15 protein-coding genes are annotated in these 13,877 nt (G+C 42.6%); 6 read left to right on the top strand and 9 right to left on the bottom strand.

All coding sequences use genetic code 11. The features are described 5' to 3' along the window. Window positions 1-79: 79 nt before the first annotated feature. Window positions 80-2,248 carry a transglycosylase domain-containing protein gene (locus B5354_RS13520; RefSeq protein ID WP_245804793.1) on the bottom strand — a complete coding sequence of 723 codons (2,169 nt, stop codon included), beginning with the start codon at window positions 2,246-2,248 and terminating at the stop codon, window positions 80-82. Between the two features lie 93 nt (window positions 2,249-2,341). Here B5354_RS13520 and B5354_RS13515 point away from each other — a divergent pair, with 93 nt between their 5' ends. Next, window positions 2,342-2,851, top strand: a complete 510-nt coding sequence (locus B5354_RS13515) for an antibiotic biosynthesis monooxygenase family protein (RefSeq protein ID WP_079529344.1) — start codon at window positions 2,342-2,344, stop codon at window positions 2,849-2,851. A 33-nt stretch (window positions 2,852-2,884) separates the two neighbouring features. Here the strand turns inward: B5354_RS13515 and B5354_RS13510 are convergent, their stop codons facing one another. Next, window positions 2,885-3,376 (bottom strand): thioredoxin family protein, encoded by a 492-nt coding sequence (locus B5354_RS13510; protein ID WP_079529343.1) that lies wholly within the window; start codon window positions 3,374-3,376, stop codon window positions 2,885-2,887. After that, on the bottom strand, window positions 3,376-3,801 hold the full coding sequence (locus B5354_RS13505) for a disulfide oxidoreductase (RefSeq protein ID WP_079529342.1): 426 nt from the start codon (window positions 3,799-3,801) through the stop codon (window positions 3,376-3,378). Before B5354_RS13505 ends, B5354_RS13510 begins: the two co-directional genes overlap by 1 nt. 313 nt (window positions 3,802-4,114) lie before the next feature. Here B5354_RS13505 and B5354_RS13500 point away from each other — a divergent pair, with 313 nt between their 5' ends. Beyond that, the gene (locus B5354_RS13500) at window positions 4,115-4,555 is read left to right on the top strand and encodes a ferritin-like domain-containing protein (RefSeq protein ID WP_079529341.1); all 441 of its coding nucleotides are present in this window, start codon (window positions 4,115-4,117) and stop codon (window positions 4,553-4,555) included. Between the two features lie 204 nt (window positions 4,556-4,759). Next, entirely contained in the window at window positions 4,760-5,935 is a 1,176-nt protein-coding gene (locus B5354_RS13495; RefSeq protein WP_079529340.1) for a M20 metallopeptidase family protein, read from the top strand. On the opposite strand, the gene B5354_RS13490 is transcribed toward B5354_RS13495, so the two are convergent. The 3 genes from B5354_RS13490 to B5354_RS13480 all read right to left on the bottom strand — a co-directional run bounded on the left by B5354_RS13490 (window position 5,932) and on the right by B5354_RS13480 (window position 8,903). Continuing rightward, the gene (locus B5354_RS13490) at window positions 5,932-6,639 is read right to left on the bottom strand and encodes an EcsC family protein (protein ID WP_079529339.1); all 708 of its coding nucleotides are present in this window, start codon (window positions 6,637-6,639) and stop codon (window positions 5,932-5,934) included. The two genes, B5354_RS13495 and B5354_RS13490, sit on opposite strands and share 4 nt — an antisense overlap. A gap of 313 nt (window positions 6,640-6,952) precedes the next feature. Continuing rightward, window positions 6,953-8,167 (bottom strand): ABC transporter permease, encoded by a 1,215-nt coding sequence (locus B5354_RS13485; RefSeq protein WP_079529338.1) that lies wholly within the window; start codon window positions 8,165-8,167, stop codon window positions 6,953-6,955. Then, window positions 8,160-8,903, bottom strand: a complete 744-nt coding sequence (locus B5354_RS13480) for an ABC transporter ATP-binding protein (protein WP_079529337.1) — start codon at window positions 8,901-8,903, stop codon at window positions 8,160-8,162. The genes B5354_RS13485 and B5354_RS13480 overlap by 8 nt, the downstream gene beginning before the upstream one ends. Window positions 8,904-9,053: 150 nt before the next feature. On the opposite strand from B5354_RS13480, the gene B5354_RS13475 reads away from it, so the two are divergent. The 3 genes from B5354_RS13475 (at window position 9,054) to B5354_RS13465 (ending at window position 10,736) form a co-directional block, all read left to right on the top strand. Then, entirely contained in the window at window positions 9,054-9,488 is a 435-nt protein-coding gene (locus B5354_RS13475; protein WP_079529336.1) for an HIT family protein, read from the top strand. A gap of 143 nt (window positions 9,489-9,631) precedes the next feature. Further along, complete coding sequence (locus tag B5354_RS13470) at window positions 9,632-10,162, top strand: tryptophan transporter (protein ID WP_079529335.1); 531 nt, start codon at window positions 9,632-9,634, stop codon at window positions 10,160-10,162. Window positions 10,163-10,331: 169 nt separating this feature from the next. After that, window positions 10,332-10,736, top strand: a complete 405-nt coding sequence (locus B5354_RS13465) for a YtxH domain-containing protein (RefSeq protein WP_079529334.1) — start codon at window positions 10,332-10,334, stop codon at window positions 10,734-10,736. Between the two features lie 93 nt (window positions 10,737-10,829). Here the strand turns inward: B5354_RS13465 and B5354_RS13460 are convergent, their stop codons facing one another. The 3 genes from B5354_RS13460 to B5354_RS13450 all read right to left on the bottom strand — a co-directional run bounded on the left by B5354_RS13460 (window position 10,830) and on the right by B5354_RS13450 (window position 13,864). Then, window positions 10,830-11,753 (bottom strand): glycine betaine ABC transporter substrate-binding protein, encoded by a 924-nt coding sequence (locus tag B5354_RS13460; protein ID WP_079529333.1) that lies wholly within the window; start codon window positions 11,751-11,753, stop codon window positions 10,830-10,832. A 73-nt stretch (window positions 11,754-11,826) separates the two neighbouring features. Continuing rightward, a complete protein-coding gene (locus tag B5354_RS13455; protein WP_079529332.1) occupies window positions 11,827-12,678 on the bottom strand; it encodes an ABC transporter permease in 852 nt (283 codons plus the stop codon). Next, window positions 12,662-13,864 (bottom strand): quaternary amine ABC transporter ATP-binding protein, encoded by a 1,203-nt coding sequence (locus B5354_RS13450; RefSeq protein WP_079529331.1) that lies wholly within the window; start codon window positions 13,862-13,864, stop codon window positions 12,662-12,664. The genes B5354_RS13455 and B5354_RS13450 overlap by 17 nt, the downstream gene beginning before the upstream one ends. Between the last annotated feature and the right edge of the window lie 13 nt (window positions 13,865-13,877).

The following is a 13,877-nucleotide window of genomic DNA, read 5'->3' as shown; positions in this document are numbered from 1 at the left end:
TCCACTATACCGATTAATGGACTTTGTGTATAGGAAAACGAACCTATTGTCACGATTTTGTACGTTTTGCGGGACGCTTTTACCAATCTAATGTTACGGGGTTTGAAGGTTCTCCTTCGAGGCCCGTCAACGGATCATAAGGAACAACGGTAAATGTCGGCTCATCCCAAACGTCCAGGACTCCAACGTGGTATTCACCTTTCCCTGTCACTTGATCCACTAACGTTTTCTCATCGCCTGTTCCTTGATAAATCCGATATACAACTCTTTCATCTTTACTAGGTGTCCACGACAGCGTGCCGCGAATCAGGCCGATACCGCCAAATCCGATCGAACCTTCGACATCTGTCAGCACGGGCAGCGTGATCGGTTTTGGCAGCTGTTTCATTCCTTCAGGTTTCGCAAAAGTATCAGCCAAATCTTGTTTACGATCGACCTTGGTTAAAATCGACTTCATTAATTTGGTCGGATACGAGCTGCCGCCAGATAGATAATACTCATTTCCTGACTTGTCGTATCCCATCCATAGTGTGCCAGTATATTCAGGGGTATAACCAGCAAACCATACCTCTTTATTCTTTCCCTCAACGGTCGGATGCTGTTGGGTGCCTGTTTTCCCTGCTAAGGCCTTTGGATAGCTTCCTGCTTTTGCGGTACCTTCAGACACTGTCGTCACAAGCATTTCCGTCATATACCAGGCTGTTTGTTTGTCAAAAACCTGTCGTTCTTCCTGCTCATGTCGATGAATCACTTCACCGTCCCGATTGATAATTTTTTCAATCGTATAGGCGTTGGTGACCTTTCCTTTTCGAGCAAAACTTCGATAAGCTTCCGTCAACTGCAACGGTGAATACCCTCTTGATAAACCGCCAAGGGCAATCGCTAGTCCTTGATCTTCTGTCGGCAAACCTAGTGCTTCCAAATACTCTTTGGCATAAGAAATTCCCATCTGGTCAAGCAGCCAAACGGCCGGAGCATTCTTAGATTCAACGAGAGCTTGATAAAGCGATGTGAGTCCAGCATATTCTCCATCATAATTACGCGGGCTGTACTCGCCATAAGAGCGTTTTTCATCAACAAGCAGTGAATATGGAATATATTTAGGACTCATTAAAGCTGGACCATACACAGCGAGAGGTTTGATGACAGACCCAGGCTGTTTTTTCACAGTGACGCGATTTATATCCCCGTGCGTGAAGTCACGCCCGCCAACTGCAGCCACAAGGGCTCCGCTGTCATTCTCCATTAATGTAAAGGCACCTTCCGCCTTACCTTTTGAACCCTGAACAAACTCACCACGCTTCATTTCAGCAGCAGCGATTTCCTGAATTTCAGGGCTCATGTTGACAACCAAACGATAACCTCCCCGCTTCAATTCCTCTCGAGATAAGTGGTACTCTTCCGCTGCCTCTTTGATCACAAGATCCACATAACTGTTTGACCATGTTTCCGTATCTTCTTCTGGTTTTTCGACCCCGAGGGTGGACCCTTGCAAGCTCACCATTTTTTCAGCCTCGAGCATTCCAAGCGCCTCCATGCGGGAAAGCACAATATTTCTCCGGTCCTCAGCCCGTTCAGGGTTTTCAAACGGTGAATAATTGTTAGGGGCTTTTGGCAATGCGGCAAGCAAGGCACCTTGAGCCACCGTCAACTCTGAAGCCGACTTATTAAAGTAAGTTTGCGAAGCGGCTTCGATTCCGTAAGCACCGTTGCCAAAATAAATGCGATTCAAATAAAGCTCTAAGATTTTATCTTTTGTATAATTTCTTTCCAAATAAATAGCTGCCATCACTTCTTTTGTTTTTCGCATCCAAGATTTGTCGTTCGACAGAAATAAATTCTTAGCCAGCTGCTGGGTGATGGTAGAGGCTCCTTCGACTTTCCCCATGGCAATAATGTCACGATATACGGCACGGAGAACAGATTTAAAATCGACCCCTGCATGCTCATAGAAACGGCTGTCCTCTATCGCCACAAAGGCCTGCTGCACATGTTCCGGAATCTCTGAAATATCAACTAACGTACGATTCTTCGTATAAATCCGTTCAATGACTTCACCCTCGGTTGTTTCCACGGTTGTGGCCACATCTAAAACCAGTTCTTTTTCTGAAACGACAAATCTTCCGCCAAAAACAATAAATAAGTACCCGGCTAAAGCCAGTAAGAATATGGCGCCTATAGCAATGGCCGGCCATTTAAGAGAACTCATCCAGGTTGGACGGCTTTTTAGATATTCTTTGATGTTCACACGTCGTGCATCCTTTCTTATCACGTTAAAACTTGCGATTGATCCTGCACAATTGCTACACTTAAGCTGAAGCAGGAAAGGGGACATTTCTAAATGATCGTATCTATGACAAATGGTACATTAAACTATTTAGCAAAGCTAGATCAACAGTACAAAGAAGCCAATCTGTTGTTCATGCAGGCTCAAGACAAAACCGTCGCCTACTATGAAGGAGACGAACCTTCCATCTTTGAAGAAGGCCGCGATTATGAAATCGTTGATTCTGCCGGAGACGTACAGAACACTGGATATGTAGTCATGAATAACATTCCTGTCTCTTCTGAAGGCCGCCCTTTATTTGAAGACCGCTTCAAGAAACGGGTGGGGTCAGTTGAAGGAATGGATGGATTCCAAGCCATTCGTATTTTGCGCCCCGTTAAAGGAAACACGTATGTCGTCTTCACACAATGGCGCAATGAACAGAGCTTTGAAGATTGGAAGAATTCTCAAGCCTTTGAGAAAGCCCATCAAAACTCTGGCCCCGATCACAAACAGAAACCGTCCTTTATTGATGGCAAGCCATATATCACTAAATATCACATGACCCAACTTGATGAATCATAAAGAAAGTGAGCAGCTTTAGGCCGCTCACTTTTCTTATGACTCTTGCTTTTCACCGTCCAGCACTTCTTGTTGGAAAAATTCTTCAAATGTAGAAGGCTTCTGTGACCCAACAATTCTAGCTACCTCTTCCCCATTTTCATAATGAACGAGAGTTGGGGTTGCCTCAATACCATACTCCTGCCACATATTCTCAAATTCCAGCAGGTTCATCTTTTTCATATCGACACCAAGATCTTGTACCAATGGAACTAATACCGGAGTCGTTCGCTGACAGTGCACACAATCTGGGCTGTAAAAATAAACCGTTGTAGGCTCACCTGAACTAATTTGTTTTTCCAGCTCGTCCGGCAGAATCTGATTCTGGTAGTTCGGATCATCGAGCTGTTCAATCGTCCCCTGCTCTAAGTTGCTCTTTCCGTATGGATTCCCTTCAGCCTTCTGGGAGTTTTGGTAGTTGACCACAAAAGCCAGGATCACTAGTAACCCAACTAATATCGTTCCGAATATAATCATATTTCTCTTCATTAGCTACTCTTCCTCTCTGACCGAATGATCATGATATGACTTATGAAAATGATAATAAATGCTGTTCCCGCTAAAAAGGGAATCGTAATAAAGCCTAAGTAGTTTACATATTCCGCGTTACATGGAACTAGTCCACAAGAATCTCCTGCTGATTGAAAGGCTGGTACTTTTTGAATTAAATAATGGTAAATCGATACAGCCATACCGATCCCACTCAAAATCAATCCAGCAATAGCCACTTCAGCTTTCCGCTTAATGAGAGCGGCTCCATAAATAATGACAAGCGGATACATGAGAATTCGTTGATACCAACAAAGCTCACATGGAGTGTAGCCTAAAATTTCCGAATAAAACAAACTCCCAAGTGCAGCCACGAGTGCCTGAGCCCAGGCAATAAATAACAAAGTCTCGCTTTGTTTCTTCATTTTGATCGTCCCTTCTCCTTCTCTCCACATGTTATTATACAAGTTATTGCTTTGAAATTAAACTAAATTAACCTTATAAATAGCCACCTTTTCCCAATTGTCAAAAAAAGTCCAAAACCAGGTTTAACTGCCAACACCCGTAGAATCTATTCCCGAGGAAATAATAGTGAGACCGGCATCCCATCGCCCCTCTCTGACTTTTGTGGATGTATCTTACGTTATAGGCAAAGATAATGTAATAACGACGTTTAAAGAGTTAAGAACAGGGAATACATGAAGTGGAGATAACATTAACTCGGAAGGATGATAATCAATGGATGAAAAAATGAAGAAACTAATCGATGGACTAAATGAAGACTTAGCTCATGAATATGCTGCTTCTATTATGTACACCTACAACGCTGCAGTAGTGTCCGGGCTTTATCGTTCTGTTCTTAAACCGTTTTTTGAAAGTGAAGTAGCCGATGAACAAGGCCATGCCGTTTACTTGGCTGAAAAGATCAGTATCCTTGGCGGTACTCCAACAACTAAACCAGCCGAGGTTAAACCTTTATCTGAGGTTAAAGAAATGTTAGTTGAAGCAAGAAATTCTGAATACGATACGATCAAACGTTATGAAGTACGTAAAGAACAAGCTGATGAACTAGGTTTAACTGAACTCTCCATTAAATTGGATGATTTAATTGCTGATGAAACAGGTCATATGGAAGAGATTGACCGCCTGTTAAAAGATTCCCGCTTACACGAAGCATAAGAATAAGCTCACTACAAAACCAACATCAGGCTGTCGGGTCCCGACAGCCTGATGTTTTTCTTTTCGATAGTGTTCATTTGTGCTGAAAAAACGAGGTTGCTCTACAAACTGAAATTCATCGCACGTATGGCGAGCTTATTTTGTTTCATTTTTGGCTGAATCCCTGATATATTGAATACCAAAGAACAAGAAGGAGGAATAAAGATGTGGGACTCCATTTTTCAAGCCATTGACGATCAATATGACAACATGCTGAAGACAAGAAGGTATTTACATCAACACCCTGAAGTTTCCTTTCATGAGACGGAAACTGCGTCTTTTATCGCGGATACATATGAACGGCTCGGCATTCCTTATCAGAAAGATGTCGGGGGAAATGGGATCGTTGCGACATTAGCTGGAGGAAAGCCTGGAAAGAAAGTAGCTCTGCGGGCAGATTTCGATGCCCTGCCGATCCAAGAAGAGAATGAAGTAGCTTATAAGTCAAAAAATGATGGGGCCATGCACGCCTGCGGCCACGATGGCCATACGGCTGCTCTTTTGGGCGTAGCTGAAGCCCTGCTGCCTTTTCAAGATCAGCTCCCCGGCACTGTAGTTTTTGTCCATCAGCATGCAGAAGAACTCCCTCCAGGCGGTGCAAAAGCGATGATTGATACTGGGGTGCTCGATGACGTAGATGCAGTATTTGGAACACATTTATGGGCAAGCACACCTCTAGGCGTTATCCAAACATCTAAAGGTCCATTTATGGCAGGTGCCGATAGTTTTACAATCAAAATCCAGGGAAAAGGCGGACACGGAGCTCAGCCACACCTCACAAAAGATGCTCTCGTGATTGCTTCGCAGCTCGTTTCTTCCCTGCAGCAAGTAGTCAGCCGTAAAGTCGATCCACTTAAAACAGCCGTCCTCACCGTCGGCACGTTTGAATCAGGTCAAACGTTTAACATTATCGCGGACACAGCCACTTTAACCGGAACAGTTCGCACATTTGACTCTGAAGTTCAAGAACTGATCATCAAGGAAATGGAGAAAATCGTTAAAGGTGCTTGTATTAGTGCTGGGGCCGACTATCAATTTGATTACGAGAAAGGCTACCCGCCGGTTATCAATCACGCTGCCCAGGCCGAATTGATCTTGCAGGACGCACCACAAGCCGATGCCTCCCTTCGAACTGAAGAGGTGGATCCTTCCATGGCGGGCGAAGATTTTGCCTACTATTTACAACAGAAACCTGGTGCCTTTTACTTTACAGGGGCGCAAATTCCTGGGCATGCCTATCCTCATCACCATCCGAAGTTTGACTTTGACGAGCGTGCTCTTCCCCATGCAGCAAAAACACTGCTGCAAGCTTACCGCTCATTCCAAGAACATGGTAATTAACCTTTCAGCATGCGGAGACGATAAGCATTCATTGTCGTCTCCCCTAATTGCTCAAGAAATCGTTTATTAGCTACATACCCTACGATCGCTCCAAAGCCAGGAACGAGCTGAAACAATTTAGCAAGATCAATCGTATCTCTGTATTCAATCTGCAACGTTTTCCAGTCTATCTCCTTTCGCTCTACAGGCGCTTCTTCCCAATTCAATACAATATCCCGTACCCTCACGCGTTCCTCATCACTTGAAAAAGCAAGCATAAAAATATGCAGTAAATACACGCGCTCTTCATACTTATTTACATCGACCCCATAGTACTGTGCCGAATCAAATAAAAACTTCATTTTAATGCTGAGCAGCAATGGAAAATCAACCGCCCCAAGCCAAAATCCTCCAAATCCTGTACCTGCCCCTTCCCAGGAAGCCGCTCCTTTATATTCTTGCAGTCGTTGTGAAACAAGCTCCTCCCGTTTCTGAAAATTCCACGATTCCTCAACATCGATCGGACGAATATATTTGGAAGTAGTTAAAGCCAATTCGATCATTTTACGAACACTTTCGGTAACAATGGAATGAACCCGATCCGGGATTCGATCGTTGATAGACGATTGTAATCGCTTGGATGATCTTTGGAAAATGGAAGAGCGCTTCTCCAGTGATCTGCTCCACCTCATTGCTTCTTTATACACATCTACTTCATACCCCATTAAACTGCCTCCTACTAAAAATAAAGCTGGGACAAAATTAAATTAATCATCCGAACAATTCTATTGAAATCAACTCAGATTATTTGTGTGGCAAGAAAGGATTTCTACATCGCTTCGTTAAAACACTTCGCTTTCCGCGGGCACGGCCTCAGCTTCCTCGGAAAGCAAAGGGCGCTTTCCTGCGGGATCTTCGACTCGCGCTGTTCCCGCAGGAGTCTACGTATTTTGACTACGCTAATGATCTGCGTTTATACAATTCACTTTTTCATCGTTCGTTTTTTGATATTATTGCTTTATTTATGTTCCAGCCTCACTATACTAACTTTTGTTTCACATAGCCCTGAATAAAGGCTGCACTAAACGCGATTCCGCCTGCCAATACGATTACCGCTCCTAACCAGTTCGCTTGAATCACGAACAACAACGTAAAGACAACGGTTTGAACGACCATCAGCTGGGTAAGTCCTTTAAGCATAGCCGTTTGTTTCCATTCCTGCTTAATTGGATATAAATCAAGCCAGGCAACTGTACGATGGTGATTCCAAAGTGACATCATTTGGAAAGCACTTAAATACAGAAACAAAATCGCGAAGGCCACCTTAACCCATAAGTTCGGTACAAACCAAACAGCCAAACCGCCGATGGCCATTAAACGTAAGTACATCCCTAAATAATCACTGCTGCGGACAAACGTGATTCGGTACAAATACGTAAAGGTTTGATCTTGACGATAGCTGATTGGTGCCAGCAACAGCCGAACAAGTGAATGTCTTTTTTTCACGGTATTTTTTAAATGAGGAACATCTGTAAACATGTTGGCGATCCGATAAAAAGTACGCATCCGGGCTTGATCCTTACTGACTAATAAATCAAAGGCCAGTCCGGCTTTTTTCCGAGATAAGTAGTAGGCATATAGCATGATCACGACTAATAATATCGTCACAACACTTGCGAAGACCCACTCCCCTTGAGCCAGAAAATAAAACAGCAGAACACTGATTACGCCTCTAACTAGTTGATCCGTCAAGCGAATATTCGCATTGCGTTCTTTTAACATCCACCAATTGGCCAGCATATTCCACCCTTTTGCAATCAGCATAACGACAATCATCGTTAAGTAGTGCTGTGTCCCAAGGGCAGGGTATGAAGCAAAATATAGTGGTCCCAGTGCGGCTGCCACAATGAAAATTAAATATAACTGAATAACGAAACTGTAGTACAGACAACGTTTGAAATAATCCCCAAGCTGATGTTCTGCCGGCAGCAGGAATATTAAGTCCGGCTCTTTCATCAAGGTACGAACCGGGCTGTAGCTGGCCACAAGCCCGAAGGCAATTCCTACAATCCATGCGGTTGGAAACGACTCCGGCAGATTCATCAGCCACTGTTGATAGTAATAGGCAAGAGCCGATATAAAGAAAATCATTGCAATCGCGATATGGCCGTTAAAAATATAACGCAAGTATCGGCTTGTTTCCTTTATGTGTTCCTGGAAGCGCTGATTCCAAAACTTTTTCGCATCAATCATGGTTTTCTTCCTTCGTCAAAGCGATATAAATATCGTCCAAAGAAGCTCCTGGTTTACCGAACGATTGTCTCAGTTCATCGAGCGTACCGATAGCGCGTATTTCCCCATCATGCAGAATAACGAAACGATCACAATACTTCTCTGCTGTCGCTAAAATGTGAGTAGACATTAATACGCCTGCTCCATTTTCCTTCATTTCATCCATCCATTGCAGGTATGATTGAATTCCAAGCGGATCAAGACCCACAAAAGGTTCATCCACGATATAAAGCTCAGGCTCAATCAGAAAGGCACACATGATCATCACCTTCTGCCTCATCCCTTTGGAAAAATGGACAGGAAACCAATTGAGCTTTTTCTCCAACCGGAATTCTTTTAACAAAGGATCAAGCCTTTTCTTAAACAGCTCCTCTGGCACATTATAAGCCATCGCCGTTAAGTGGAGATGCTCGTACAACGTCAATTCATCATACAGAATCGGCATTTCAGGGATATAAGCCAGTTGTTGGCGGTAATTCTCAGGGTCCTGTTCAAAAGTCGTGCCATTTATGGCCACTTTCCCTTTTTTAGCCTGCATCATGCCAATAATATGCTTAATCGTCGTACTCTTTCCGGCACCGTTTAAACCTATTAATCCCACGATCTCTTTTGGAAATACGTCAAACGATATACCATGTAATACATTTTTATGTGTGTAACCCCCATGGAGGCTATCAATATGTAACAAGGATTTCATGGTTCTCCCTCTTTTCCATTGCGTACATTCTTTTCAAATTTTATCACACTTTTCATTAGGGTTGCACCTTTCTACTATAGAGGGACGTCTCTCGTGAAAACGCCTTAAATTATGATATAATTATACAAATATGACCAAGGAGTGAAGGACATGACACAAGTAGATGATTGTATTTTTTGCAAAATTATTAACGGTGAAATCCCTTCTGCCAAAGTGTACGAAGATGACGATGTTTATGCTTTTCTTGACATCAGCCAAGTCACCAAAGGTCACACCTTGATTATTCCAAAAGAACATACGAAGGACCTCTATCATACTGACTCAGGTGTAGCTGAAAAGCTGTTCGCACGTGTGCCTAAGATCGCCAATGCCCTTAAGCAATCGTTTGAACCCATTGGCTTAAACCTTTTGAATAACAATGAAGAGCCTGCCGGTCAGTCTGTTTTTCATTTACATATCCACCTTATTCCAAGGTACGGAGCGGAGGATGGTTTTGAGCCTCAATGGACTGTCCACACAGATGACTACACGAGTGAGGACCTGCAGCATATCGCGAATAATATTAGTCAAAATATTCAGAATTAAAGACGTATGAATGCTTTGCATGGTGCTTAATTTTTGCTATAATAAAGCTATGCTTTTGCAGGCGACCATGAGGGTACGTCTGAGGAGTGAATTTTTGAACTACTACTAGATGAGATTAGTGGAGATGAGGAGAGATGAACAAAATGAATACTCGTGTATTAGTTATGCTGTCGTTGTTAATTGGGATCGGTACGGTGCTGCATGCCATTATGCCCCCGTTTTTCCTCGGGATGCGACCAGATATGATGCTTGCGATGATGTTTTTAGGGATTATGTTATTTCCTAAACTGCCGTATGTTTTACTCTTATCTGTAGCCACTGGATTTATTTCAGCCCTGACCACAACCGTACCAGGAGGACAGATAGCTAACTTAATTGATAAACCGTTGACTGCATTAACTTTTTTTGGATTATATATCGCACTAGGAAAGTTACTTAAGAAGGTTACGGCCTCTGTTCTAACAGCAATAGGTACAGTGGTTAGCGGAACTATTTTCTTAAGCTGTGTGTTATTTGTGATCGGACTTATGGATGCAAGCTTTACTGTAATGTTTGCTACAGTTGTTCTTCCAACTGCTGTTGTCAATACGTTCGTAATGACGGTCATTTATCCGATCGCCCAACGTATTATGAAACGTTCAAGAATCAGTCAATCTTTACCCGTACAGCCATAAAATTAATTAAGGTCTCAAGCATTTATTCATATAAAGGCCGCTACATCATTTGTAGTGGTCTTTTTCTCTAAGAGATCATTATTTTAAACATTTTTCATGATTTTAGGTTTCATTCTTGTGTATTTAGAGAAAATAATAAATAGGATATGGAATCGAAAGGGGTTTTTTTATGCCAAACGCAAAATCACTTGTACTCGGAATGATAGTAGGTGGAGTCGCCGGGGCTGCTTATACATTGCTCAACACACCATCCTCTGGGCGCGACTTCCGTGAAAATGCCAAGTTGAAAAGCGAGAACTTGAAAACTACGATCCTGAGCTTGAAAGAAGAAGGATTTCAGCTGAAGGATCAAATTGCACAAACCTCTAAAGAAGGCGCTGAACTCATCAAAGAATTATCAGAAGACGTGAAGACTTCGATCGAAAGCTGGAAACAAACTGTTGAGCCTCACCAAAAGAAAATCCAAAGTTATCTTGAACAGATTGAAGAAAGCTTAAAAGAGCTTGAGGAAAAAGCGAAAGCTGAACAAAGTTCAGATACACAGCCAAGCCATGAAGTGGTTAACCACCAATAAGGTAACGTTCAGCTAACAGTTGCTCTATACGAGCTTTTCACTCAAAAAAGCAGCACTCCAATATGATGGAGTGCTGCTTTCTTTTTAAGCTTTCTATTCTTTTGGCTGCAAGTCTTTAATAGACTCAACATCCATATATGCTGGTACAACTAGGCCGATTTTAGCGCCTTTGAGGTTAGGGCCAAGATCAACTAAGCTATCTTTATATTCTGCATATAAGTCTCCGTGAGTTCCTGGTAACCAAGCCGCTACCATTCCTGTTACTTCACCTTCTGCAACAGCTTCCCACATTGGACCATTATTCAGTGGTGTAATGGTTACGTTAAACCCTTGTTGCTTCAACACTTCTGCCACGACATTCGTTGAGGCAATTTCAGTATCCCAGTTCACGTACACAAGCTCAACGCTTGTTCCATCAACTTTTTCAGTACCTTTTGTCCAAGAGCTTACTTTATCTTGATTCTCTTTAATCCATGCCTTAGCAGCTTCTTCTGGAGCCGTTCCTTCATTAATATTAAGCATTACGCTTTGAATATCTTTTGAAGACCATTTGAACTGATCAAGAATTTTATAAGCATTTGGTTTATCTTCTTCTAGTCCTTTACGAACCATTGTCTTAATCTTTTCTGCTTCCCCAAAGACACCTTTAGGATCTTTTAAATATTTCAAATCATACTTTTCAAATTTCCAATGAGGTGACCAACCTGTTACTACAATTGGCTCTTCATTTTCAATCGCGTCACCTAAAGCTGTCGCCATAGCGCCAGAGGAAGAAGTGGACACTTCCCATCCAGCAAGACTGTCGTATTCTTCTACAGCTTTCTGAGATGCTGCTACTACACCAGCACCTGCTTCAATACCTGTGATAGTGTAATCTAATTGTTCCCCATAATTTGCTTCGCCTTCTCCTCCACTTGCGTTTGAGCTATCTTCTTCAGAAGACCCGCAACCTGCAGCCACAAGTGTAAGTGAAAGGCCTGCGGCAATTCCTAGACGTTTCAAGTTTAAATTAAACATGAAAAATGTTCTCCCCTTTAATAAAATATATTTATTGTCAAAAGGCTGTTATCAGCCTTTATAACCTAATAGATTAAGCTTGATCTCCACGTTGCGTATTTAAATTTTGCGTGAAGCGGTCAATGATAATCGCTAAAATAACAATACCCAGACCCGCAACAAAACCTGTACCTACTTCAGCACGCTGTAGGCCTGTAATAACTGTCTGTCCCAGTCCCTTGGCACCGATCATAGATGCGATAACAACCATGGACAGCGCCAGCATAACCGTTTGGTTGATTCCTGCCATAATCGTTTTCTTAGCCATAGGCAGCTGGACCTTAAACAGTTTTTGCATGCCTGTTGTTCCGAAGGCATCAGACGCTTCAATTAGCTCATGAGAAACCTGACGAATTCCAAGGTTTGTAAAACGTACGGTTGGCGGTGTTGCAAAGATAACAGACGCAAACACACCAGGAACCATCCCGATACTAAAGAATGCTACAGCTGGTATTAAATAAACAAAGGCTGGCATTGTCTGCATGAAATCCAATATTGGCGTCAAAATACTTTGTACGACTTTACTTTTCGCCATCCAGATTCCAAATGGAACACCGATGATGACCGAGATTAAACTAGCAAAAACAACTAAAGTAAAGGTGTTCATCAACTCTGGCCACAGCTCCTGGTTCTGAATAAACCAAAGTCCAATTACGGAGAAGGCTGTGAGCCCAATTCTTTTGCCTGAAATAAAGAAAGCAATGAGTCCAATGACAACAATAAACAGCCAAATAGGAATCTCCATTAACAGCCCTTCTGCAAAGAACTCGATAAAACGCCCGAAGTCTTCTTTAATAAAATCAAACAGGAATTCAAATGTATCTGTTGTCCATTCCGTAGCTGCGGAAACCCATTCAGCTACCGGTAATTTAGGAATTATTTTCATTTACATTCACCTCATTTCCAGCTAATGCTGCCAGCACTGAGCCTCTTACAATAATACCGAGCAGCTTTCCTTCTTCAACGACTGCAACAGGAACAGGTGCATCGTGAATAATCGTAAAGATTTCTTGCATGGAAGTACCTTTTTGTACTTGAGGCACCTCTGAACGCAAGATCGTTTTTAAGCTTTTCTCTTCATTTTTAGCCGCCTCCGCTACATCATCAGCCGTGACATAACCATGAAGATTTCTCTTCGCATCGGTGACATAAATACTGGAGAGGCCTTCTTTGCGCATGCGTTCAAGCGCAGTTCTTGGACCGTGTTTCTCAACATCTACCGTTTCTGGACGTTTCATGATGTGTTCTGCTGTTAAGACTTTAGAACGGTCGACATCTTCCACGAATTTCTCAACATATTCATTCGCTGGATTAACCAAAATCTCTTCCGGAGTTCCGATCTGTACAATTCGTCCGTCCTTCATCAGCGCAATTCGATCCCCAATCCGCAATGCTTCATCTAAATCGTGAGTAATAAATAGAATCGTTTTCTTCATCGACTCTTGCAGTTCGAGCAGTTCATCCTGCATCTCTTTTCGAATAAGTGGATCCAGTGCTGAGAAAGCTTCGTCCATCAATAACACTTCCGGGTCATTAGCAAGGGCCCTTGCTAAACCGACACGCTGCTGCATTCCGCCAGATAGCTGCCCTGGAAACTGTTGAATGTAGTCTCCAAGCCCTACCATTTCCAGCGATTCTTTGGCTTTTTTCTGCCGCTCTTCCTTATCGACACCTTGTACTTCCAAACCAAACTCGGCGTTTTCCATAATAGTTCGATGAGGAAACAGAGCAAAACGTTGGAAAACCATGCTCAATTTCTGGCGGCGTACTTCTCTTAATTTCTGCTTATCAATTTTTGCCAAATCTTCTCCATCAATGTACACACTGCCTTCAGTTGGTTCAATTAATCTATTAATTAAACGAACTAAAGTAGATTTACCACTACCAGAAAGGCCCATGATGACAAAGATTTCACCTTCCTCTACATCAAAGGATGCTCGATTAACACCCACTGTGTTTCCGGTCTTTGCTAATATTTCTTCTTTAGATAAACCTTCATCCAGATACTTCGTTGCTTTTTTCGCATGTCTTCCGAAGATCTTAGAGAGGTCCTTCACTTCAATGATCGGCACATCTCTCACCTCA

Source organism: Halobacillus hunanensis, from assembly GCF_900166655.1.
Taxonomy (GTDB): domain Bacteria; phylum Bacillota; class Bacilli; order Bacillales; family Halobacillaceae; genus Halobacillus_A; species Halobacillus_A hunanensis.
The sequence above is the reverse complement of the archived record's forward strand: the minus strand, read 5'-3'. Positions and strand labels throughout refer to the sequence as shown.